This window comes from Comamonas sp. JUb58, from assembly GCF_004364775.1.
Lineage (GTDB): Bacteria > Pseudomonadota > Gammaproteobacteria > Burkholderiales > Burkholderiaceae_C > Comamonas.
Genome location: NZ_SOAL01000013.1, coordinates 123,064 through 143,624 on the forward strand (window position 1 = coordinate 123,064; position 20,561 = coordinate 143,624).

At 64.0% G+C, this 20,561-nt stretch carries 24 protein-coding genes; 9 read left to right on the forward strand and 15 right to left on the reverse strand.

Going from position 1 to position 20,561, the window contains the following annotated elements; genetic code table 11:
• Positions 1-33: 33 nt before the first annotated feature.
• Positions 34-651 carry a nitroreductase family protein gene (locus EDF71_RS15440; protein ID WP_133857464.1) on the reverse strand — a complete coding sequence of 206 codons (618 nt, stop codon included), beginning with the start codon at positions 649-651 and terminating at the stop codon, positions 34-36.
• 44 nt (positions 652-695) lie between these two features.
• Positions 696-1,568 carry an EamA family transporter gene (locus EDF71_RS15445; RefSeq protein WP_133857465.1) on the reverse strand — a complete coding sequence of 291 codons (873 nt, stop codon included), beginning with the start codon at positions 1,566-1,568 and terminating at the stop codon, positions 696-698.
• A gap of 64 nt (positions 1,569-1,632) precedes the next feature.
• On the opposite strand from EDF71_RS15445, the gene EDF71_RS15450 reads away from it, so the two are divergent.
• On the forward strand, positions 1,633-2,178 hold the full coding sequence (locus EDF71_RS15450) for a MarR family transcriptional regulator (RefSeq protein WP_133857466.1): 546 nt from the start codon (positions 1,633-1,635) through the stop codon (positions 2,176-2,178).
• Positions 2,179-2,250: 72 nt separating this feature from the next.
• On the opposite strand, the gene EDF71_RS15455 is transcribed toward EDF71_RS15450, so the two are convergent.
• Positions 2,251-2,772, reverse strand: a complete 522-nt coding sequence (locus EDF71_RS15455) for a DUF6314 family protein (RefSeq protein WP_133857467.1) — start codon at positions 2,770-2,772, stop codon at positions 2,251-2,253.
• A gap of 345 nt (positions 2,773-3,117) precedes the next feature.
• On the opposite strand from EDF71_RS15455, the gene EDF71_RS15460 reads away from it, so the two are divergent.
• Complete coding sequence (locus tag EDF71_RS15460) at positions 3,118-3,684, forward strand: hypothetical protein (protein ID WP_133857468.1); 567 nt, start codon at positions 3,118-3,120, stop codon at positions 3,682-3,684.
• 204 nt (positions 3,685-3,888) lie between these two features.
• Entirely contained in the window at positions 3,889-4,296 is a 408-nt protein-coding gene (locus EDF71_RS15465; protein ID WP_133857469.1) for a BLUF domain-containing protein, read from the forward strand.
• A gap of 73 nt (positions 4,297-4,369) precedes the next feature.
• Here EDF71_RS15465 and EDF71_RS25575 read toward each other — a convergent pair whose 3' ends face one another.
• Positions 4,370-5,830 (reverse strand): ATP-binding protein, encoded by a 1,461-nt coding sequence (locus EDF71_RS25575; protein WP_166656556.1) that lies wholly within the window; start codon positions 5,828-5,830, stop codon positions 4,370-4,372.
• Positions 5,820-6,563, reverse strand: a complete 744-nt coding sequence (locus tag EDF71_RS15475; RefSeq protein ID WP_133857471.1) for a response regulator transcription factor — start codon at positions 6,561-6,563, stop codon at positions 5,820-5,822. Before EDF71_RS15475 ends, EDF71_RS25575 begins: the two co-directional genes overlap by 11 nt.
• A 157-nt stretch (positions 6,564-6,720) precedes the next feature.
• Between EDF71_RS15475 and EDF71_RS15480 the strand changes: the two genes are divergently transcribed.
• The gene (locus EDF71_RS15480) at positions 6,721-9,036 is read left to right on the forward strand and encodes a TonB-dependent siderophore receptor (protein WP_166656557.1); all 2,316 of its coding nucleotides are present in this window, start codon (positions 6,721-6,723) and stop codon (positions 9,034-9,036) included.
• A 122-nt stretch (positions 9,037-9,158) separates the two neighbouring features.
• On the opposite strand, the gene EDF71_RS15485 is transcribed toward EDF71_RS15480, so the two are convergent.
• From EDF71_RS15485 to EDF71_RS15525, 10 genes are all read right to left on the reverse strand, one after another.
• A complete protein-coding gene (locus EDF71_RS15485; protein WP_133857473.1) occupies positions 9,159-9,650 on the reverse strand; it encodes a hypothetical protein in 492 nt (163 codons plus the stop codon).
• Positions 9,651-9,837: 187 nt separating this feature from the next.
• On the reverse strand, positions 9,838-10,239 hold the full coding sequence (locus EDF71_RS15490; RefSeq protein WP_133857474.1) for a DUF3224 domain-containing protein: 402 nt from the start codon (positions 10,237-10,239) through the stop codon (positions 9,838-9,840).
• 67 nt (positions 10,240-10,306) lie between these two features.
• The gene (locus tag EDF71_RS15495; protein WP_133857475.1) at positions 10,307-10,519 is read right to left on the reverse strand and encodes a hypothetical protein; all 213 of its coding nucleotides are present in this window, start codon (positions 10,517-10,519) and stop codon (positions 10,307-10,309) included.
• Entirely contained in the window at positions 10,516-11,085 is a 570-nt protein-coding gene (locus EDF71_RS15500) for a sigma-70 family RNA polymerase sigma factor (RefSeq protein WP_133857476.1), read from the reverse strand. Before EDF71_RS15500 ends, EDF71_RS15495 begins: the two co-directional genes overlap by 4 nt.
• 9 nt (positions 11,086-11,094) lie before the next feature.
• Positions 11,095-11,577 carry a DoxX family protein gene (locus tag EDF71_RS15505; RefSeq protein ID WP_243854326.1) on the reverse strand — a complete coding sequence of 161 codons (483 nt, stop codon included), beginning with the start codon at positions 11,575-11,577 and terminating at the stop codon, positions 11,095-11,097.
• A complete protein-coding gene (locus EDF71_RS15510; protein ID WP_133857478.1) occupies positions 11,540-11,821 on the reverse strand; it encodes a DNA-binding domain-containing protein in 282 nt (93 codons plus the stop codon). Before EDF71_RS15510 ends, EDF71_RS15505 begins: the two co-directional genes overlap by 38 nt.
• A complete protein-coding gene (locus tag EDF71_RS15515) occupies positions 11,794-12,576 on the reverse strand; it encodes a DUF692 family multinuclear iron-containing protein (protein ID WP_133857479.1) in 783 nt (260 codons plus the stop codon). The genes EDF71_RS15510 and EDF71_RS15515 overlap by 28 nt, the downstream gene beginning before the upstream one ends.
• Before the next feature lie 38 nt (positions 12,577-12,614).
• Positions 12,615-12,941, reverse strand: a complete 327-nt coding sequence (locus EDF71_RS25060) for a DUF4148 domain-containing protein (protein ID WP_166656558.1) — start codon at positions 12,939-12,941, stop codon at positions 12,615-12,617.
• 88 nt (positions 12,942-13,029) lie between these two features.
• Positions 13,030-13,260, reverse strand: a complete 231-nt coding sequence (locus tag EDF71_RS25065) for a hypothetical protein (RefSeq protein ID WP_166656559.1) — start codon at positions 13,258-13,260, stop codon at positions 13,030-13,032.
• 227 nt (positions 13,261-13,487) lie between these two features.
• Complete coding sequence (locus EDF71_RS15525; RefSeq protein WP_133857481.1) at positions 13,488-14,111, reverse strand: TetR/AcrR family transcriptional regulator; 624 nt, start codon at positions 14,109-14,111, stop codon at positions 13,488-13,490.
• Between the two features lie 233 nt (positions 14,112-14,344).
• Between EDF71_RS15525 and EDF71_RS15530 the strand changes: the two genes are divergently transcribed.
• Genes EDF71_RS15530 through EDF71_RS15550 form a run of 5 tightly spaced genes read left to right on the forward strand, consistent with a single transcriptional unit; the run spans position 14,345 to position 20,550 of the window.
• Positions 14,345-16,123: an ABC transporter ATP-binding protein gene (locus EDF71_RS15530; protein ID WP_133857482.1), complete on the forward strand. Its 1,779-nt coding sequence runs from the start codon at positions 14,345-14,347 to the stop codon at positions 16,121-16,123.
• A complete protein-coding gene (locus EDF71_RS15535) occupies positions 16,117-17,877 on the forward strand; it encodes an ABC transporter ATP-binding protein (RefSeq protein WP_133857483.1) in 1,761 nt (586 codons plus the stop codon). Before EDF71_RS15530 ends, EDF71_RS15535 begins: the two co-directional genes overlap by 7 nt.
• On the forward strand, positions 17,877-18,827 hold the full coding sequence (locus tag EDF71_RS15540) for an iron chelate uptake ABC transporter family permease subunit (RefSeq protein ID WP_133857484.1): 951 nt from the start codon (positions 17,877-17,879) through the stop codon (positions 18,825-18,827). Before EDF71_RS15535 ends, EDF71_RS15540 begins: the two co-directional genes overlap by 1 nt.
• Positions 18,824-19,792 (forward strand): iron chelate uptake ABC transporter family permease subunit, encoded by a 969-nt coding sequence (locus EDF71_RS15545; RefSeq protein ID WP_279586292.1) that lies wholly within the window; start codon positions 18,824-18,826, stop codon positions 19,790-19,792. Before EDF71_RS15540 ends, EDF71_RS15545 begins: the two co-directional genes overlap by 4 nt.
• On the forward strand, positions 19,789-20,550 hold the full coding sequence (locus EDF71_RS15550; RefSeq protein ID WP_133857485.1) for an ATP-binding cassette domain-containing protein: 762 nt from the start codon (positions 19,789-19,791) through the stop codon (positions 20,548-20,550). Before EDF71_RS15545 ends, EDF71_RS15550 begins: the two co-directional genes overlap by 4 nt.
• Positions 20,551-20,561: the final 11 nt, after the last annotated feature.

The window sequence follows — 20,561 nt, forward strand, 5'->3', positions numbered from 1 at the left end:
GACCTCCGCCCTGGCTGCCAGGCCGCTGCGGGTTCAGAGAATCTCCAGCACCTCATGCACAGGCTTGCGCGGCTTTTGCGGCAGCTGGTCTGCAGTGGGGTAGCCCACAGTCACCAGCAGCACCGGCACCTCATGCGGTGCCAGCCCAAACGCCTGGTGCAAAGCCAAGGCATCAAAGCCCACCATCGCACAAGACCCCAGCTGCTCGCCTTGCGCGGCCAGCATCAAGGTCATCGCGGCCAGCGATGCCGAGCGCAGCGCTTCATCGCGCTGTAATTGCACATCGCCCTCATGGGCCTGGATGGCCTGGGCCACCCAGGCATCTGCCGTGCGCTGGGACAGGGTGCCGGCCTCCACACTGGGCTGCAGGGCGGTGGCCAACTGGCGGTGCGCCGCCAACGTGCCGCAAACGATAAAGGCCACCGCCGCGTCCAGCACCTTTTGCTGGCCATAGGCCACAGCCTGCAGGCGGGCCTTGGCGTCCTGCGATCGCACCGCGATAAAACGCCAGTTCTGCATGTTGTAGGCCGATGGCGCGCGCGTGGCCTGTTCTACCAAGGCAAGGATGCGAGCATCATCCAACAGCGGGCCATCCACATAGCGGTGGGCAGAGATACGGTTTTCAATGGCTTGTTGTACAGGATTGGTCATGATGAAGTTGAGAGAGTGAGGGATTAAAAACGAAGGTGCTCGGCTTAGCGAGGCGGCGCTGCCGTCCACTGCACGGCCAGCACGCTGACCAGCACGACCACCAGGCCAGCCAGTGCCATGCCGCTCATAGCTTGGCCGAGAAGCGCCCAACCGAGCACGACGGCGGTGAGAGGGCTGAGCAAGCCCAGCGATGCCACTGCCACCGTGGGCAAGCGCGCAATGCCGCGGAACCACAGCGCATAGGCGAGCAACGCGCCGGCCAGACAGAGATAGGCATAGGCCAGCCACTGCAAGCTGCTGAGGGACGGCAGCGGTGCATCCAGCCACCAGGCCAGCGGTGCGAGCATCAGGCCGCCCAGCAACAGCTGCCAGCCGGTCAGCGCCATCACGGGCAGGTCCAGCTGCCAGCGGCGTGTGAGCCAGACCCCGCTGGCCATGCAGGCCGCTCCCAGAAAGGCAGCCGCTATGCCAATGGGCTCAAACACCGTCTGCGGCGATACCAGCAGCAGCGCCATGCCCAGCACCCCCGCCACTGCCGCAGCCAAGGTGCTGCGGGCGGGCGATTTGCCATCGGCCCACCAGGCCAGGGCCATCACCATCAGCGGCTGGATGGCGCCCAGTACAGCGGCCAGGCCACCCGGCAAGCGGTAGGCCGCTACAAACAGCAAGGCCTGGAAGGCGCCGATATTGAGCGCACTCAGGATCAGCAAGCGCAGCCAGTGCTGCTGCGCGGGCAGCCGGCGCATGGCCAGCACCAGCAGCAGGCCGGCGGGCAACACCCGGATCAGCGCGGCAGTGAAAGGTCGGTGCGGCGGCAGCAGCTCAGAAGTCACGATGTAGGTGGAGCCCCAGACCATGGGGGCCAGGGCGGTGAGGGCGATGTCTTGCCAGCGAGATGGCTGCGAAGGGGCTTGCATAGGGTTTATCTTCAATTCAAGATAAAATGAATGCTAACCCTTAAATATCTTGATATCAAGACAAATGACAAAAAAACCTTTGTCCCCTGCGGGTGATGCCGTGGACGCGATCCTGGCGCAATGGGCCCGCGAGCGGCCCGATCTGGATGCCAGCCCCATGGGTCCGATTGGCCGCATCAAGCGCTGCGCCGCGCTGATCGAGCAAAGCCTGGACGCCAACTTTGCGCAGTTCGGCCTGAGCTTTTGGGAGTTCGACATGCTGGCCGCGCTGCGGCGCTCGGGCGCGCCTTACCGGCTCAGCCCCACCGAGCTGTTCTCGACCCTGATGGTGACCTCGGGCACCATGACCCACCGGCTCAAGCGCCTGGAAGCCAGTGGCTGGATCGAGCGGGTGCCCAATGCGCTCGATGCACGCAGCATGCTGGTGCAGCTGACCAAGCGCGGTTTCAAGCTCATCGATGAAGCTGTGACAGCGCATGTGGAAAAAGAACGTGCGCTGCTGCAGCCCTTGCCTGGTGCGACCCTGGCGGCGCTGAATACGCATCTGTCTGCGTTGCTGGCGGTGTTGGAAGGTAGTGCAGGCAGCGCGGAGGAAGCGCAGGGCGGCTGATGCGCTGTTGAGGGCTCCCTGTCTAGAGCAACGGACTTTTAATCCGTTGGTCCAGGCGTGCTCCCTGGCATCTCAGGTCGCTGTGTTGTTGCTGGTATGGTCGCCCGCCAACCGCTCATACAAGGTATAGCTGCGGTAAGACTTGTGCGGCCCGCGCACCTGGTGCTCGATGACAAAGCCGCCGCTGCGCAGAAATTCGTAGCTGCTGTCATAGCGGTCCGCAATGCAGAGGTGCGAGCTGCTGGCCACCAGTTGTCCAGCGTGATCGACAGCAGGGTGCAGCTGGTGAAAAAGGCGCTGCTGCTCCGCATCAAAATAGATGCACAAGTCAGCACCCTGCTGGCTGAAAAAATAGCTGCCGCTGGCGCGAAACGTGCCGCCGTTGTGCAGCACCATCTGTCCATTCTCGACATAGTGGGCCGCGCTGGTGCCTTCCGGGGTGAAGCTCGCCAGGCCCTGCACGGTGCCAATGGGATTGCGGCTCACCAGGTCCTGCAAGGTACGGGAAAAACGCCATTCGCCGTGCAGCGCGGCAAGCAGGTGTTCTGCCACCCAGGGGGGCTGGCGCTCGGTAGTCATTGCGGTGTTTTCCATAAGCAGTGCATCTCCATCGCAGGCCTCTCAGTGCCTGGCGCTCGGGTGCGCAGATGCGGTGGGCAGTGGCAGATTTTGCCAGGGTTTCCTGGGCCGCCATGGCGCTGCAAGCGGCTTGGGCTGGGGCTTTGGCATGGTAGGTGAAATCTGACCATTTGTCCGTCTTGCCACCCACAGCCTTGGCGCTGGGGGCTGCTGATAATTCATTTACGCCATTGAGGCCAGCAACGCAGCCATTGTGGCGGTATTGCATGAATGACATGCCAGGCGACTATTTTTTGCGCTCCATTGATGGGTTCAAAAAATAGTCATCTCTTTCACCATAACGATCCAAGGAACAACACCATGAAGCTCCAACCTACCATCGCCGCCCTGTGTGCAGCCGCCTTCTTCTCCGGTGGCGTTTTCGCCATGACCTCTGCCGAGCAGAAGGTCGAGAAGGACCGCATCGAAGCCGAACACAAGGCCGCCAGCGACCAGTGCAAGCCCATGAAGGGCAATGCCAAGGATGTGTGCAAGAAGCAGGCCGATGGCCAAAAGAAGATCGCCATGGCGGATCTGAAGCACCGTGCCGAACCCTCTGAAGGCCACCGCCATGACCTGGCCAAGGCCAAGGCCGATGCTGAATACGACGTCGCCAAGGAAAAGTGCGATGACGCCACCGGCAACACCAAGGACGTCTGCCAGAAGGAAGCCAAGGCTGCCCACGTGAAGGCCCTGGAAGCCGCCAAGGTCGCCGAAGTCAGTGCCAAGCCATCGTCCAACCCGTCCGACGTGGCTGATGCCCGCAAGGATGCCGCAGACAAGAGCCGTGAAGCCGACTACAAGGCCGCCAAGGAGCGTTGCGACGCGATGGCCGGTGACACCAAGGACGCTTGTATCACCGATGCCAAGCGCAAGTTCGGCCAATAAGCCGGTTTGACATAGCGCTTTCAAAGGCGCTAACTGCTTGCCCCTGGTGTGCGGTGTTCAACGGCCACCAGGGGCAAGTCGCATCTGCTTAAAGCGAGTGCCTGCTACCGCTGCGAGGCTTATGGCAGAAAAAAGGTCTTTTTTGACGCATGCGCCCATCGGTGAGGAGTACATTGGATGTTTGTTGAAAGCGAAAGCCCAGCCATGCCGTCAAGTCTCCGATCCCTTCTCTACACCAGCAGGCTGGCGGCAGGCTACGGTCCCACAGAAGTGGGGCGCATCGTCAAACAGGCACGCGAGATGAATGCCATCCATGGCATCACCGGCGTGCTGGTGTTTGATGGCGACTGGTTTGCGCAGTATGTGGAAGGCGCACCCGAGGCCATGGCCGTGCTCGAAGAGCACTTGCGCGCAGACCCCCGGCACGCCGATTTCACGGTCATCGATGCTGGCATCTCCGGCCCCAAGCGCCGCTTTCCCAACTGGGTCATGGGCTATGCCGATGGCGATATCGAAAGCACAGGTTTGGACATTGCAGCCTTGTCCCAGACAGATGCCTACGAGGCACTGGAACGCTTTGGCGATGCGGTGAAGACGCTGGATATTTTTTAAAGGTGCTAAGGGCGCTGCCCGCTAGGCGCCCGACACCGCTCTCTCGCACATTCCCCCACCTTCTCAGCCAGCATCAACGCTGGTTGTCAGGCCGCTTGCGGATGCGCATGCAGGCTGACAGGCCTTGCGGCTCGCGGTTGCGCAGTTGCAGCGCACCGCCATGGGCCTGCGCAATGGCATCGACAATGCTCAGCCCCAGGCCATGGCCGCCAGTATTCTGGTTGCGCGATGTCTCACCCCGCTCAAAAGGCTGACGCATGCGCTCCAGCTGCGCGGGCGGAATGCCAGGGCCCCGGTCTTCCACGTAGACCTGGGCAAAGACATTGTCTTCATCCAGCACCAGGCTGGCACTGCCAGCATAGCGCAACGCGTTGTCGATCAGATTGTCCAGCGCGCGGCGCAGGTTCAAGGGCTGTCCCATCACGGGCGCGCGGATATGGCCACGGATATCGACAGGCTGGCCCAGCTCCTGCCGGTCCTGGCAGATGCTGCGGGCCAGCGCATCCAGGTCAATCTGCTGCAAGGGGCCCTGGTGCTCGCGCGCCTGGATAAAGGCCAGGGTGCTGTCGATCAGGCCTTCCATGCAGCTCAGGTCGCCGCGCAGCTTTTGCTTGCCGCTGTCCAGGTCGGCGCTGTCCATCAGCTCCAGACGCAGCCGCATGCGGGTGATGGGCGTGCGCAGATCGTGCGATACGGCGGCCAGAAAATGCGTGCGCTCTTTCAGATTGGCGGCAATGCGCTGCTGCATGCGGTTCAGCGCATGGGCGGCCTGGCGCACTTCGCGCGGGCCGTCTTCAGGCATGCGCGGGGCGGCGACCACATCGCGCTCCAGCGCCTGCGCGGCCTGGCCCATGCGCAGCAGCGGGGTTACCACCCAGCGCACTGCCAGCAACACCAGCAAAACCACCACCAAGATGCGGAACAGGTAGACGCGCAGCAGCACATCGGCCAGCACCTCCCAGCCGCTTTGCGCATGCCAGCCCGGGCTCAGCTGCGTGTCCAGCACCAGCCAGCGGCCGGGTGCCAGCGCGATCTGCAGGCCATAGTCCACCGTGAAAGGGTTGAGCCCGAAATAGCTGGATTGCGGCACCGCATGGCCCTGCGCATCCAGCAACTGCAGCCGCCGCAGCTGGGCCTGGCCCGCTTGGGGCAGCCGCGCATGCAGCACGCGGTTCACCAGCTCCTCGGCCTCCTGGTGCAGCTCGGCATCTTCTACCGGCAAGCGGGCTTGCGCCTGGTCCAGCACCTGGGCTTGCAGCCCCGGGCCAGTCAGGTAGGCCAGTGCCTGCGGGTCCTGGTCGTTCCGGGCTAGCACCTGCAGTGCATCTGCCAGGCGCTCTGCCGCTACGCGGGTGGGGGTTTCCAGGGTTTGGGTATGGCGCAGGTCCAGCCAGATGCTGCTGGTGAGGAACTGCGTGGCCAGCATGCCAACGGCCAGCACCAGCACCAGGCGGCCAAACAAGGTATCGGGCAGCCAGCGGGCCAGCAGCTTGCGCCGGGCGCTGGCCTGCAAAGGCGGGGCATCAGTCGCCATGCACAGGCGGCGGCACCAGCATATAGCCCTCATGCCGCACGGTGCGGATGATCTGGGGCTTGCGGCTGTCCAGCTCGATATGGCCACGCAGGCGGCTGATGCAGACATCGACGGCCCGGTCCGAGGCGGCACGTTCACGGCCAAAGGCCAGGTCCATCAGCTGGTCGCGGCTCACGGCCTGGTGCGGGTGGCGCAGCAGGTGCTCCAGAATGCGGAAGTCCGAGCTGGCCAGGCTGATCAGCACATTGCTGGGCGACAGCAGGTGGCGCTGGCTCAGGTCCAAGGTAAAGCTGCCAAAGCGCAGCAGCATGGGTGCGGGCGGCTCGGGCATGCCCGGCAAGGGCGGGGCCTGGGGCCGCGCGCGGCGCAGCACCGCGCGGATGCGGGCCAGCAGCTCCATGGGCTCAAAGGGCTTGTTCAGGTAGTCATCGGCGCCCAGCTCCAGACCCACCACGCGGTTGAGCACGCTGTCGCGCGCCGTCAGCATGATGATGGGGATCTGCGCGGTGGCCGGGTTGGCGCGCAGCTGCTGGCACAGCACCATGCCATCGGCGCCGGGCAGCATGATGTCGAGCAGGATCAGATCGGGCAGGCGCTCGGCCAGCGCGGCGGCCATCTGCTCGCCATCGCCCGCGCACTGGCTGTGCAGGCGCGATTTGGCCAGGTAGCTCACGATGAGCTCTCGCATGTCGGCGTCGTCTTCGACCACCAGGATCAGGGGCAGGTTTTCCATGGGTGTGCTTGGCCACGCCGGATAGCGCACCGCCGGCTATTGTAAACGGGACATGAGAATGAGAATACATTTCATTTCATTTCCATACACGGCGAATACATCGCGGGGTTCCATCGTTTTTACAGTGCCAGCTTTGCAAATAAAAAAGGCGGTTGGCATGTTGGTGAATCGAAAGCGCGCAGGGGTGGCAGGGGTGCCGGTTTGGCTGCGATTGAGCCCGGTGGTGTGTGCCACATTGGCGGTATGTTCCCAGGCGGCGTTGGCGCAAACCGCGCCGGCAGACACCACGGCTGCCAAGCGCACGGCAGAAACCACCCAGCTCGAAGAGGTGGTGGTCAGCGCCGAATCCACCAATGCCAGCGAGGCCACGCGCTCCTACGAGAACCCAGCTGTCTCCAGCGCCACCGGCCTGCTGCTGACGCGCCGCGAAACCCCGCAGTCGGTCAGCGTGGTTACCCGCCAGCAGATGGACGACGAGAACGTGCAGACCCTGGACGATGCCTTGCTCAACGCCACCGGCATCTCGGCCACCCAGCTCGACGTGGGCGGCCGCACCAGCTACCGCGCACGCGGCTTCGAGATCACCAACTTCCGCGTGGATGGTGCCTTGATGAACGGCCAGACCGGCTTCTCCGGCCAGGGCCTGGCGCTGAACATGGATCTGTATGACCGCGTGGAAATCCTGCGTGGCGCCAACGGCCTGCTGGGTGCCACCGGCGACCCGGCCGGCGTGGTGGACCTGGTACGCAAGGAGCCGCGCAAGACCCGTTTTGGCAGCGTGGGCGTGACCCTGGGCAGCCATGGCGGCCGCCACCTGACTGCCGATTTGAACCAGCCGCTCAATGCCGACGGCAGCGTGCGTTCGCGCTTTGTGTTCAGCGGCGATGATTCCAACACCTTCCGTGACCGCGAAAAGGACAAGTCCCTGGGTCTGCTGGCCAGCTTTGCCGCCGACATCACCCGCGACACCAAGGCGACCCTGGGCCTGCAGTACGAGCGCCGCCGCATCGATGGCGCCACCTGGGGCACCAATGTGCCGATCTGGTACGCCGATGGCACCGAGACCAACTTCAAGCGCAGCCTGAACTCTTCGGCCGATTGGAGCTACAGCGAGCGCGAGAGCAAGACCATTTTTGGCGCGCTGGAGCACCGCTTTGACAACAACTGGACGACCAAGCTCTCGGGCTCCTGGACGCGCGGCGATGTGGACAGCCACCTGGCAGTGGCTAAGGCCAACCGGGGCACGGTATCGGCCGGCTACTGGGCGCAGGATGGCAGCGGTGCCTACCTGAACACCTATTTGTCTGAAGCGCAAAGCACCACCAAGAACCTGCAGTGGTCGCTGAACGGCCCCTTCGAGGCGCTGGGCCGCCGCCACCAGTTCATGATGGGCGCGAACTACAACGACAACGAGTCGACCGCCTACGGCCTGGACTGCTTCAACAGCGCCGGCAAGTCCGTCGCCTGCATGAACCGCATCAGCAACGGTTTTGCGATTGGCGACTGGCGCGAGTTCATCCGCTCCGGTGAAGGCATTGGCGAGGTGACCACCGCCCGCAACGGCAAGGACACCGTCACCCGCATCAAGACCTATGGCACCTATGCGGCCACGCGTTTGAGCATCACCGATCCGCTGTCGGTGATCGTCGGTGCCCGCCTGAGCTGGCAGCGCAATTTCTCCAACGGTGTTGTCACCTCGGACTTCAGCCACCAGGTCACGCCTTACCTGGGCGCGGTCTATGACCTGAACCGCAACTACTCGCTTTACGCCAGCTACACCGATGTGTTCGAAGCCCAGTCGCAGCGCCGGGTGGATGGCACCTACCTCGACCCCAAGTCCGGCACCGCGATGGAAGTCGGCGTCAAGGGCGAATGGCTCGATGGCCAGTTCGATGGCTCGCTGGCGGTCTTCCGCAACAAGCAAAAGGATGTGGCGACCATTGCGCGTGACGCCAGCGGCGACCCACTCTACGTGACCGGCGACGAGGGCGTGACCGCCTATGTCAATGGCGCATCGGGCGTGACGACCAAGGGCTTTGAAGTGGACTTCTCCGGCCGCATCACCCCGAGCTGGAACGTCTATGGCGGCTACACCTACCTGTCGGTGAACAACCCCAACTCCACCGGTGCCGAAGATGACCCCAAGCACCTGCTGCGCCTGAACACCAGCTACCGCCTGCCCGGCAGCTGGAACAAGCTGACCCTGGGCACCGGCCTGACCGCGCAAAGCAAGATGCACCAGGTGGCGACCGGCACTAGCCACCCCACCGAAGGCGCCAATGTCAACATCGACCTGAAGGCCTACACCCTGTTCCATGCGATGGCGCGCTATGAGATCAACAAGGACCTGGTGGCGACCCTGAACATCTCCAACCTGTTCGACAAGACCTACTACCGCCAGTACGGCTTCTACTCGGGCGCCATCTACGGCGAGCCGCGTACCGTGCGTCTGAACCTGAAGGCCACGTTCTAAACAAAGCACCGCGTTCCTAAGGTGGGCCTTATCCGGCCCACCCCTGCTGCAGCCCACTCTGCAGCTCTGGACTTTGCAGTGCCAGCCTTGTGCTGGCGCTGCAGGGTCCTTTTTTGTGGCCCTCAGCTTGATCGGTGCTGGAGCTCGTCCGCGATGCGTTGGCACCACACCTGCGCCTCGGTCTGCAGGCCAAAGCTGCTCAGGTGCATCGCGCGCTCACCTTGCACGCGCAGGCGTAGCACGTAGTAAGGGCCATCTTCCGAGCTGCGCTCCAGCACCTTGGGCGGCTCGATATCGGCGTAGGGAATGGCACGTGGGCGCAGGGGCAGGCGCCCATGGCGCACCAGGCAACGCTGGCGCTGGTCAAAATGCAGCCGCAGGCAGCGCCCGCATGCCAGGCAAAGAAAGAACGCCCCCAGCAACACCGGCAGCGTGATGCAGACCGCCAGCAGCAACAACTGCCACCAGGGCAGGCCCCAGTGGCCATGCTGGATAAAAGGCACCGGGATCAGAAACATCGCCAGCCCAATCACGGCCACAAACAGCCGCATCGGCCAGCTGATGTGCTCCTCGTAGCGCAGGCCATCGGGGGAGTCGCGGAAGCCATGGGTCATGTCATGCCTTGTTGCGCTGATGTGTGGGTGCTCCCTGAATGTGTTGGCCAGGGAGCGAGCTTGGATCTGGATTCTACGAGGCGCTTATATATTCGGAACATGGCCACGATGCCCCATGCAAAAAGTCCCGGGCCTGCATGCCATTGCAGGCCCGGGACTCATCAGTCGCCGAAGGTGCTGGGGTAGGTCAAGCCTCAGGCAGCTGGTACACAAAACGGTAGGAATGCTGGCCGTTGTCGATGGTGATCTGCATGCTGCCGCGCAGGCCCTGCAGCGCATCGGTGGCGGAATCGGGCACGACCGTGATGCTTTGGGTGGACTGGCCCTGCGCCATGCTGGCGCTGTGTTGCAGCACAAAGCTGCCGCTGCGGCCATGCAGGCTGCCGTGTACCCGCTCCATGGCCACATAGCCGGCAGAGCCTTGGGTAGCGCTGCGGAACGACAGCATCTCGCCCTGGCTGGTCGCCTGCAGGTCGCCGCTGAATTGCTTGTCCAGCGAGAGCCGGCCCAGGCCGGTGGCCTCGGCCACGGGGCTGAGCCCTTCGGGTTGCAGCTTGATGTCAAAGCGTCCGGTGGCGATGTGGTCCATGGCAGAGTCCAGGCAAAAATGCCATTCTTGCACGATACTGTATTTATGTACAGTAATTGCTTATGTCTTAGCTGTCGGTAGGTTTAGCAGGTGGCGCTGGCGGGGTTTGGAGATGTTCGCCATAGCCCTTGAGCATGTCCTGCAGCGCCCGGTCATTGCGGGTAAAGGCACGGCAGCGGAAGCAGATCATGCGGTGCTGCCAGGCGGCAATCTGGGTAGCAGTGCCGGCGTCCTCCAGTTGCCCGGAGGTCAGTTGAAAAATATAGTCACGGCACTTCATGGCGCCCTTTCTTGCTCAAACCAGTTTTGGTGCAGGCACAGCTGCAGCTGCTTGCGGGCGCGGCTCATGCACTGCCAGTAATCGGCCTTGGTGATGCCCAAGGTGCTGCAAATCTCCTCTGCCTCACACTCCAGAAACTCCTTCATCGAGAACACCCGCGCCGGCTTGGCGGGCAGCTTGTTTACGCACAGGTCCACGATGCTGAAGAACTGGTCGTTCTGCAGCTGCTGCTGCGGGTTGACCCAGGTGGCCGGTGCCACACCATCGACCCAGTGACCCTTTGGGTCAAACATGATCTGGTCCAAGTCGTCCTCAAAGGCCTCGTCATAGCTCAGCGGTGCACGGTATTTTTGGCGCAACCGGTCGCTGATCTTGTTGCGCAAAATGCCAAACAAATAGCTCTTGGCCTGGCTGGCATCAAAACTGGCGGGGTCCAGCTGCAGCAAGGCGGTGAGGGTGTCTTGCACCGCGTCCTCAGCCTCTTCGCGCGAGGGCAGGTGCAGCAAAGCAAAGCGCAGCATGGCGCTGCGCCATTGGGTGGTGATGTCTGCTGCAATGCGGTGCATGGCGTCCCCCTAAAGTGAGTTGGCAACCTCCTCGCGCCGCGACGGTGAAAAGCGGTCGAGAGACCAGCGGCCCGGGCCTTGGCTGGCAATGGCCGCCAGCATGATGCCCAGCATCAGTGGCACCTTGAAGCCCAGGCCTGCATCGCTGTCGATCTGGTTCCAGCCGGCCCAGCCCAGGTCAAAGTGCACGCTGTACACCGCCACATAGGTAATGACTATAAGACTTAGCGCGGAGATACGCGATGCCAAACCCAATACAAGTGCAACGCCTAGTACCAGCTCTGCAACCGCTGCCACCCCCCAGTTGAGGTTGGCTGGCAGCCAGCTGACGGGAATGGGGAAATCCAGACCCGCAAACCAGGCCGGCGCCTCCCAGCCCGTCGATATTTTGCGAAAGCCTGCCAGCGCAAACTCCTGCCCCACCCACAGGCGCAGCAGCAGCAGGCCCAGGCCATCAACTTTCTCGCGTGCTTTCACGCTGAATGAATTCAAGGAATGCATCTTTCATGTCTCCGTAGTAGGGCGAGCTCCAGCGAGAATCGCGCACAAAGGCTGCGATCAGCTCGCGCCAGGCCGCGTCGCCCATTTGCTCGCGCAGTTCAGGGAAATGGGCCTCCACCATCTGGCTGGCGCCCAGGTAAACCAGGTGGCGGTAGGCCCGCATGCCGTTGTCGCTATAGCCCGGCGGCACCTGGTCGGTGCGGCCTCTCACATAGTCATAGAAGGGCGTAGACATACCAGCTCCTGGTTGATGACATCCATGCCAGGGACGTCGTTGTCCCACTCCAGCAGCACGGCGGTGCCGTGGCGCTCGGCCAGGCTGCGTGCCAGTTGCTGGGTGTGGGCTTCCACCGGCTGGCTGTGTGTGTCCATGAACAGGTCAAAGCGCGCGTCAAACTCATGGCCCGCCACATGCATATAGCTCACGCGAGTCATGTCCAGGCGCTGCACAAACTCACTGGGGGCCAGGCCGCCATGGTTCTTGTGGTTGACCGACAGGTTGTTCAGATCCAGCAGCAGATCGCAGTCCGCCAGGTCGAGAACCCTGGCCAAAAAGTCCGCTTCGGGCATTGCTCCGACATTGGTGTACCAAGTCGTGTTCTCGACCGCGATGCGCATGCCCAGTGCGTCCTGCACCGCACGGATGCGGTCGGCAACGCGCTGCGCATGCGCTTCCGTCAAGGGCACGGCGAACAGGTCATAGAGCTGGTGGCTGTCGCCGCTGGCCGACAGGTGGTCGGAATAGAGTGGGGCGCCCAGGTCCGTGATCAGCTGGCGCAGATCGCGCAGGAATGACTGGTCCAGCGGGGCCGTGCCGCCCAGGTTGAGCGCCACGCCATGCAACTGCACCGGGCGGCCCGAGTCGATCAGCGCCTGCAGCGGCGCCAAATCCCGGCGAACCCAGTTCTCGGGCGCGACTTCAAAGAAGTCGGCCTGCACGGCGGACATATCCCAGTCCAGCATCTCACGTCGAAAGCCAAGGCCGATCATGGTGTGTCCGTTTCGTGGGGCTGAGGGCTGCGCGCCGCTTACTCACCAAAACCATCGCCCTGGGGCAAGGTGCCGGCCATGCGGGCTTGGGAGGCTGCTTGGATCACTTCTGCACGGCTCAAGGCCATGCCTCGCTCGTGGCTGTTGGCCTGGAACTCATCGCCTTGCAGCAGCAGCATGCCGCTTTGGCGGGCCTGGATGAACTCGGCCTGCACTTGAGCGCGGGTCAGCGTGCTCTGGGGTTGTGCGTAAGCGGGGTAGTCCGAGCCGTTGCCGACGGGGTCCGTGGTGATGGCCTGGGCGCTGCCGGCCAGGGCCAGGCTGGTCGCCAGAATGAAACGTGCAGTAGAAGAAGTGTTGAACATGGAATGTATTGCTTTCTTGTAAGGAGGGAGTTGGGTGAGGAAGTGGAGCTCACCCGGGTCTTGTGATCTGTCTTGGCTGAGCGGTGTATCAGTGGGTGCCGGTGCTCTCTTTCTTGGAGCAGCCGCCGTCCTTTTTGGAGCAGCCTGCATCCTTCTTCGAGCAGCCACCGTCCTTCTTGGAGCAGCCCGCATCGTGGGTGCTGGAGCTTTCCTTCTTGCCACAGCTGCCGGCGCCGCATTTGCTGTCCTGGCTGCCAGCAGCCCATGCGGAGGTGGCGAGTACAGCGGCGGCCAAGGTGGTGAGGGTCTTGATGTTCATGGTGTATTTCCTGGTGATGAAAGGTTGAAAGTGCACAGCACAGCGCTGCCACGTGGGTGGAGTCGTTCGACCCCAGCCATTCCTGACATCTTTTTGGAAATATTTTTTGAACCCCAGAAAAACGGGATGGGCAGGGCGCGTTGAGCGCTTGGCTTGAAGCGGTGTGCCACTTGTGACGTGGCAGCGTGGCTGAGAGGTCTCAGCGCCGCTTCAGAGATCTGTCGCTATCAGGGCTTCAGCGCAGGATCAAGCTGCAGCTGCAGCAGCGCGCCGGCGATCAGCGCATGCATGCCCTGGGCCAGATCGCCTTCCATCTCGGCGGTCTCGGCTTCGAAGCTGGTCTGCACCACGGTCTCCTGGCGCGCGGCGGAGTAGACCGAATCGGCAGCGGCCAGGCCATGGAAGGCAATGGTGGCCAGCAGCTGGCGCGACTGGTCCTTCTCAATGCGGTAGGCCTGCGCCACTTCTTGCTGGTGCGCATCGATCTTCTCCAGCATGGCCGGAGTGGCGACCAGCCTGCGGATCACATAGGGCGTCACGCCCGGGTAGGTTTTGGCGAACTCACGCACCGAGTCGCTGAAGCGCACCAGGTAGTCCTGCAGGCCCTCATGCACCCCCACCTTGGGCAGAGAAAACTCCCAGCGCCGGAAGATCTCCTCGGCCACCATGTGCTTGAGCTCGGCCAGGCTCGGCACATGCTTGTACAGCGCCATATGCGTCACGCCCAGCGCGCTGGCCACGCCCACAAAGGTGATGTTGGGCAAGCCCATCTCAATGCCTGCATCGGCAATGCGCTCTTGCGTAATCAGGCGCGGTCGTCCACGCGGGGCTGCTTTCTTCTCTAAGTCCATGTTCACTCCGGATGCTCGCCAATTGTCAACCAAACCGCATTGGCGATAGCTGTAAAAGATGTACGGTAATTTATTAGTTTAGTATGATGCAACTAATTATTGTTCCTGTTGCGTTTCGCGTTGCCGTTGCCTGTTTTTTGGAAAACCGGTACATGGATCACGCAATGCCCGCGCCTTGATGGCAGCGGCGCATGCACGGGGCGTTGCTTTGTTTTTCTCTAGGTCTTGCTCCCATGCATGCTCATGACGCGGCGGCTGCCGCAGCCCCAGGGCCCGGTCCCATCCGCCGGGTGCTCCACCCGATTCGCGCGCGTTTGGCGCTGGCCGCGCTGCTGTCGGGCCTGGGGGCCATGCTCAGCCTGGTGCCGCTGGCGGCGATGGTGCGCATGGCCCAGCTCGCGTTGGCTGAGCCCGCAGATACCGCCGGCATCTGGGCCTTGTTGTGGCCAGCGCTGGGCAGCTTGTTTACTGCCGCGCTGCTGATGCTGGCAGGCGAGGTGCTGGCCCATATGGCAGACAACCATCTCACCCATGGCCTGCGCAAGGCTGCGGTGCAGCGCCTGGGCCAGGTGCCGCTGGGCTGGTTCAGCAGCCGCTCGTCGGGCGAGGTCAAGCAGGTGCTGCAAGACGACATCGCCACCTTGCACAGCCTGAGCGCGCATTTCTACACCTCGGTGGCACGCGCCGGCGGCGCGATTGTGGTGGCAGTGGCCTATCTGCTGCTGCAGGACTGGCGCATGGCCTTGATCGCCTTGCTGCCCTTCCCCTGCTATGTCTGGTTTCTGCGCCGCGCGCTGCAGTCCAGTGGCGCGCAGATGGGCGTGTTCGCCGGCCATATGGGCCGCATCCAATCGGCGGCCGTGGCCTTTGTCGCCGGCATGCCCGTCATCAAGGCCTTTGGCAACAGCGGCCAGGGCCAAGCCAGTTACCAGGGCGCGGTCGATGCGTTTGCGCAGGCTTTCAGAGATTTTGTGCGTCCCCTCGTTGGCGCCATGGCCCATGCCCATGGCATGGCCGCCCCGGTCACCGTGCTGGGCTTTGTGCTGGCGGGGGGTTGCCTGCTGGGCAGCCTGGGAGCGCTGGCGCCGCTGGATCTGCTGCCCTTTGTGCTGGTCGCCCCCGGCATCTGCGCACCGGTGCTGCTACTGCACACCTTGCTGCATGACCTGCAGGGCGCCACCGCTGCTGCGGAACGGGTATTGACATTGCTCGACACCCCCGTGCTGCCCCAACCCGCGCCTGACGAACAACAACGCCCACGGGGCTACCAGCTGTGCTTTGAACAGGTGGGCTATGCCTATGCGCCGGGCCAGCAGGTGCTAGCGGGCATCAGTTTCCAGCTGGCGCCGGGCACGGTCACCGCCATCGTTGGCCCCTCGGGCGCCGGCAAAACCACCATTGCGCGCTTGCTGCTGCGCTTTTTTGATCCGACCGAAGGCCGCATCACGCTGGGCGGCGCCGATCTGCGTGCCATCGGCAGCGCCGAGCTCTACCAGCGCATCGGCTTTGTGCTGCAGGATGTGCGCCTGATCCATGCCAGCCTGCGCGACAACATTGCGCTGGGCCGGCCCGGCGCGAGCCAGGCCGAGGTGGAAGCCGCCGCACGCGCCGCCGATGTGCATGACTGCATCACCGCGCTGCCACGCGGCTATGACGCGGTGCTGGGTGAGGATGCAGAGCTCTCCGGTGGCGAGCGCCAGCGCATCAGCATTGCCCGCGCCGTGCTGATGGATGCGCCCATCCTGGTGCTGGACGAGGCCACCGCCGCTGCCGATGCCGACAGCGAGGCCGCCATTCAGCACGCGCTGTCGCGCTTTGCGCAAGGCCGCAGCGTGCTGGTGATTGCCCACCGGCTGGACACCGTCATGCAGGCCGACCAGATCCTGGTGATCGACGAGGGGCGCCTGGTGGAGCAGGGGCGTCACGCCGATCTACTGGCCCAAGGCGGGCGCTACGCCCGTTTGTGGCGCGAAGGTGGCTATGCCGCTGCGCAGGAGACCGTCCCATGCTGAAAACCCTGAACCTGCTGCTGGGCGAGCAGGCCCCTTTGCTGCGCCGCTACGCCTGGATGGCGGCTTTGTATGGCGTGCTCTGCGGCCTTTGCACGGCCGTGCTGCTGCCGCTGATGGCGCAACTGTTGCAAGCCCAGTGGCGCGGCGCTGGCGCCTGGCTGCTGGCCTTGTTGGCCGCCGTGGTGCTGGCTTGGTGGTGGCGGGGCCGGGTGGAGCAGGCGGGGGTAGGGGTGGGCGTAGCGGTATTGCAAACCGGCCGCCACCGGCTGGGTGCCCATGTGGCGCGCTTGCCCATGGGCTGGTTCCACGCGCAGAACACCGCCAAGGTCAGCCACCTGGTCACCCAGGGGATGATGGCCGTGGCCCAGCTGCCCGCCCATGTGTTCACCCCCGTCATCAGCGGCGTGGTGGCGCCCCTGGTGGTGCTGGCGCTGCTGTTTGCGCAGGACTGGCGCCTGGGCCTGGTGGGGCTGCTGGCCTTGCCCTTGCTGCTGGGGGTGCTGCTGTTGACCGCCCGCATGGGCCGCTGGGCCGATGCCGCGTTTCAGCGCGACTTTGCCCAGACCGGCCAGCGCATAGTGGAATTTGCACAGGCCCAGTCGGTCCTGCGCGCTTTCCAGGGCGGTGGTCAGAGCCCCCGTTTTGTGGCGCAGGCGATCGACCAGCAGCGCCAGTCGGCGGGGCGTTTGATTGCGGTGTCGGCGTTGTCGTCGGTGCTCAATGTCTGGGCCGTGCAAGCGGTGTTTGCGGCCTTGCTGGTCGCCGTCGTGGTCGGCATCGATCAGCACAGCGCCCAGGCCTTGGCCCCCGGCCAGGTCATTGCGACCGTGCTGTCCATGCTGCTGATCAGCCGCTTTGTGGAGCCGCTGCTGGAGCTGGTCGGCTATGCCGAGGCGCTGCGCACCGCGCGCGGCCAGCTCGATGCGATTGATGCGCTGTTTGCGCAGCAACCCCTGCCGCAGGCGCAGCAGCCACAGTGGCCTCGCGATGCATCGATCAGCCTGCGCGATGTGCATTTCTCCTATGGCGCAGACCAGCCCGCCGTGCTGCGCGGCATCAACCTGCATGTGCCGCCCGGCAGCATGACGGCCCTGGTGGGGGCATCGGGCTCCGGCAAAAGCACCCTGGTGCGGTTGATTGCGCGCTTTTGGGATGTGGACCAGGGCGGGGTGTTGATTGGCGGCACCGATGTGCGGCAGATGGACGAGGCCCAACTGGCCGCGCAGATCAGCCAGATCTTTCAGGACAGCTATTTGTTTGCCGGCAGCATTGCCGACAACATCCGCATCGGCCGGCCCGGTGCCAGCGATGTGGAGCTGTGGGAGGCCGCGCGCCAGGCTGGGGTGGACAGCATCGCCCAGCGCCTGCCCGGCGGCATGGACAGCCCCGTGGGCGAGGGCGGCGCCCAGCTCTCAGGCGGCGAACGCCAGCGCATTGCGATTGCACGCGCCCTTATCAAGGATGCGCCCATCCTGCTGGTGGACGAGGCCACGGCCGCGCTCGATACCGAGAACCAGGCGCTGATTGCCCAGACCCTTGCTCGTTTGCGCGGCCAGCACACCGTCGTGGTGATTGCGCACCAGCTGTCGACCATTGCCATGGCCGACCAGGTGCTGGTGCTGGAGGGTGGCCAGGTGGTGGAGCAGGGCACACCAGCGCAGTTGGCGGCACAGCAAGGCCGCTATGCGCAGTGGCTGGGCCAGCGCGAGCAAGCCCAAGGCTGGCGCATGGCGGCGGGCGAGGAGCGGGTGTGATGCGGCTGCGCTGGTGTTTGGGGTTTGCGCTGCTGTGCCTGGCGTCCCTGTTGGTGGGGGCGCGCCAGATGGCCTGGTCGCAGCTCTGGGCCTTCTCGGGCGGTTCCGGCGATGCCTGGCTCACCTTGACGGCCAGCCGCCTGCCGCGCCTGGCCGCGCTGGTGCTGACCGGTGCAGGCCTGGCCGTCTGCGGCGTGATCCTGCAGCACATTGTGCGCAACAAATTTGTCGAGCCGGGCACCTCGGGCGGGCTTGATGCCGCCAAGCTCGGCATCCTGATCGCGATGACCCTGGTGCCGTCCGCCGGTGCGCCGGGCCGCATGGCGCTGGCGCTGCTGTTCTGCTTTTTGTCCAGCCTGCTCTATGTCGCCATCATCGCGCGCATCCGCTTCAAGAACACCGTCCTGGTGCCCGTGATCGGGCTGATGTACGGCAGCGTGCTCAGCGCCGTGGCCGAGTTCTATGCCTACCGCAACAACATCCTGCAAAGCATGCAGGGCTGGCTGCTGGGAGATTTTTCGCGCATCGTCCAAGGCCATTACGAGATGCTCTACATCATCCTGCCGGTGGTGGCGCTGGCCTATCTGTATGCGCAGCGCTTTACCGTACTGGGCATGGGGGAAGAGATGGCCACCAGCCTTGGCATGGGCTATGCCGCCACCGCCACCTTGGGGCTGGTGCTGGTGGCCGTCACCGTCTCGGCCACCGTCATTGCCGTCGGCGCCATCCCCTTTGTCGGTCTGGTCGTGCCGCAGCTGGTGGCCTTGTACAAGGGGGACCACCTGGCCCGCACCCTGCCGCTGGTGGCGCTGGGCGGTGCCAGCCTGCTGCTGGTCTGCGATATCGCCGGCCGCCTGCTGATCTATCCGTTTGAGGTGCCCATTGGCCTGACGGCAGGGGCTTTGGGCGGCGTGGTGTTCCTGGTACTGATTCTTCGGGGGCGGCGATGAAGCGACCGACCGCGATGAAGGCCGTGAGCACCAGCCATGCGCTGTGGCTGGGCATCGCCGTGCTGGCCCTGGGCTTTGTGCTGCTGGGCTCGGGCATGGATCTGGGCTATGTCATCCCCCGGCGTTTGCTGCGCCTGGCCGCCATTGCGCTGGGCGGCATCTGCGTGGCGGTGTCGGCCATCGTGTTCCAAACCCTGATGGGCAACCGCATCCTGACCCCCGCCATCATGGGCTATGAGGCAGTGTTCTTGCTGTGGCAGGCCCTGCTGCTGCTGGTGCTGGGCGCGCAAGGCATGGGCATGCTGGGCGAGAGGGGCAATTTCCTGGTGTCTGTGGTGCTGATGCTGGTGTATTCCTGGGGCCTGCAGCGCTGGCTGCTGCGCCGGGGGCAGGGCGATATCTATGTGCTGCTGCTCGTCGGCCTGGTGCTGACCATGGTGATCGGCACCTTCACGCAGTTTGTGCAGCTGCGCATCAGCCCGGGCGAGTTTGCCGTGTTTCAGGGCATGAGCTATGCGTCCTTCAACCGCGCCCGGCCCGATACCCTGGCCTATGCGGCGCTGGCCGTGGGTGCGGTATGCCTGGTGCTGCACAAAACCCTGCCCGTGCTGGATGTGATGGCGCTGGGCCGCGAGCAGGCCATCTCGCTGGGCGTGCCCCATGCCCGCTGCATGCGCCTCTACCTGGCCTTGGTGGCGGTGCTGGTGGCGGTGTCCACCAGCCTCATTGGGCCCACGGCCTTCATGGGCATCTTTGTGGCCAACATCGTCTATGCGCTGGCACCGCAATGGCGCCACCGCAGCAGCTTGCCGATGGGCTGCACAGTCGCCATCGCCATCTTCCTGGTAGCGCAGCTGCTGGTGGAGCATGTTTTCAACTACAAGACCACCGTCAGCATCCTGGTCAATTTGGTCTGCGGTGCTTACTTTCTGGCGCTGACGGTGCGCGGCCGAGCTCTCTCATGATCATTGTCAGCAACCTCCATAAATCCTATGGCAGCCGCGCCGTGCTGTCCGGCGTCAGCACCGCCTTCCCGGCCGGGCGCATCACCTCGTTGATCGGCCCCAATGGCGCCGGCAAATCTACTTTGCTGATGATGATTGCCCGCCTGCTGGCGCCCAGCAGTGGCGAGATCCAGCTCGATGGCCGCAGCATTGCCACCATCTCGGTGGCGCACTATGCGCTGCGCATCGCCACCCTGCGCCAATCGCCTGGTTTTCAGATGCGGCTGACGGTCGAAGAGCTGGTCGGCTTTGGCCGCTTTCCGCACCACCGGGGCACGTTGACGAGCAAAGACCAGCAGGCCGTCGATGAGGCCATCGCCTTCCTGTCGCTGGAGCCACTGCGCCATGCCTATATCGACGAGATCAGTGGCGGCCAGCGGCAGATGGCCTTTTTGGCGATGACCATTGCCCAGCAGACCGATGTGCTGCTGCTCGACGAGCCGCTGAACAACCTGGACATGAAGCATGCCGTGCAGATCATGCGCGCGCTGCGCAGGCTTTGCGACGAGGCCGGCCGCACGGTGATTCTGGTCATCCACGACATCAACTTTGCCGCCAATTACTCGGACCACATCGTCGCGCTCAAAGGCGGAATGCTGTGCTTTAGCGGGCCCAGCGATGACGTCATCTCCGAAGCCAATCTGTCGCAGCTGTTCGAGCTGCGGTTTGACATCAGCCGCACCGCGCAGGGATGTCTGTGCAACTACTTCAAGACCTAGGAAACCTTTGC

Bases quoted from the DNA above. Each gene is read 5' to 3' on its own strand.
- EDF71_RS25060 (WP_166656558.1), bottom strand. From the start codon at position 12,941: ATGTTCAACACTTCTTCTACTGCACGTTTCATTCTGGCGACCAGCCTG.
- EDF71_RS15485 (WP_133857473.1), bottom strand. From the start codon at position 9,650: ATGACCCATGGCTTCCGCGACTCCCCCGATGGCCTGCGCTACGAGGAG.
- EDF71_RS15495 (WP_133857475.1), bottom strand. From the start codon at position 10,519: ATGAAGTGCCGTGACTATATTTTTCAACTGACCTCCGGGCAACTGGAG.
- EDF71_RS15445 (WP_133857465.1), bottom strand. From the start codon at position 1,568: ATGCAAGCCCCTTCGCAGCCATCTCGCTGGCAAGACATCGCCCTCACC.
- EDF71_RS15545 (WP_279586292.1), top strand. From the start codon at position 18,824: ATGAAGCGACCGACCGCGATGAAGGCCGTGAGCACCAGCCATGCGCTG.
- EDF71_RS15460 (WP_133857468.1), top strand. From the start codon at position 3,118: ATGAAGCTCCAACCTACCATCGCCGCCCTGTGTGCAGCCGCCTTCTTC.
- EDF71_RS15510 (WP_133857478.1), bottom strand. From the start codon at position 11,821: ATGTCTACGCCCTTCTATGACTATGTGAGAGGCCGCACCGACCAGGTG.
- EDF71_RS15540 (WP_133857484.1), top strand. From the start codon at position 17,877: ATGCGGCTGCGCTGGTGTTTGGGGTTTGCGCTGCTGTGCCTGGCGTCC.
- EDF71_RS25575 (WP_166656556.1), bottom strand. From the start codon at position 5,830: ATGGCGACTGATGCCCCGCCTTTGCAGGCCAGCGCCCGGCGCAAGCTG.
- EDF71_RS15455 (WP_133857467.1), bottom strand. From the start codon at position 2,772: ATGGAAAACACCGCAATGACTACCGAGCGCCAGCCCCCCTGGGTGGCA.
- EDF71_RS15515 (WP_133857479.1), bottom strand. From the start codon at position 12,576: ATGATCGGCCTTGGCTTTCGACGTGAGATGCTGGACTGGGATATGTCC.
- EDF71_RS15465 (WP_133857469.1), top strand. From the start codon at position 3,889: ATGCCGTCAAGTCTCCGATCCCTTCTCTACACCAGCAGGCTGGCGGCA.
- EDF71_RS15480 (WP_166656557.1), top strand. From the start codon at position 6,721: ATGTTGGTGAATCGAAAGCGCGCAGGGGTGGCAGGGGTGCCGGTTTGG.
- EDF71_RS15490 (WP_133857474.1), bottom strand. From the start codon at position 10,239: ATGGACCACATCGCCACCGGACGCTTTGACATCAAGCTGCAACCCGAA.
- EDF71_RS15530 (WP_133857482.1), top strand. From the start codon at position 14,345: ATGCATGCTCATGACGCGGCGGCTGCCGCAGCCCCAGGGCCCGGTCCC.
- EDF71_RS15550 (WP_133857485.1), top strand. From the start codon at position 19,789: ATGATCATTGTCAGCAACCTCCATAAATCCTATGGCAGCCGCGCCGTG.
- EDF71_RS15440 (WP_133857464.1), bottom strand. From the start codon at position 651: ATGACCAATCCTGTACAACAAGCCATTGAAAACCGTATCTCTGCCCAC.
- EDF71_RS15525 (WP_133857481.1), bottom strand. From the start codon at position 14,111: ATGGACTTAGAGAAGAAAGCAGCCCCGCGTGGACGACCGCGCCTGATT.
- EDF71_RS25065 (WP_166656559.1), bottom strand. From the start codon at position 13,260: ATGAACATCAAGACCCTCACCACCTTGGCCGCCGCTGTACTCGCCACC.
- EDF71_RS15500 (WP_133857476.1), bottom strand. From the start codon at position 11,085: ATGCACCGCATTGCAGCAGACATCACCACCCAATGGCGCAGCGCCATG.
- EDF71_RS15450 (WP_133857466.1), top strand. From the start codon at position 1,633: ATGACAAAAAAACCTTTGTCCCCTGCGGGTGATGCCGTGGACGCGATC.
- EDF71_RS15535 (WP_133857483.1), top strand. From the start codon at position 16,117: ATGCTGAAAACCCTGAACCTGCTGCTGGGCGAGCAGGCCCCTTTGCTG.
- EDF71_RS15475 (WP_133857471.1), bottom strand. From the start codon at position 6,563: ATGGAAAACCTGCCCCTGATCCTGGTGGTCGAAGACGACGCCGACATG.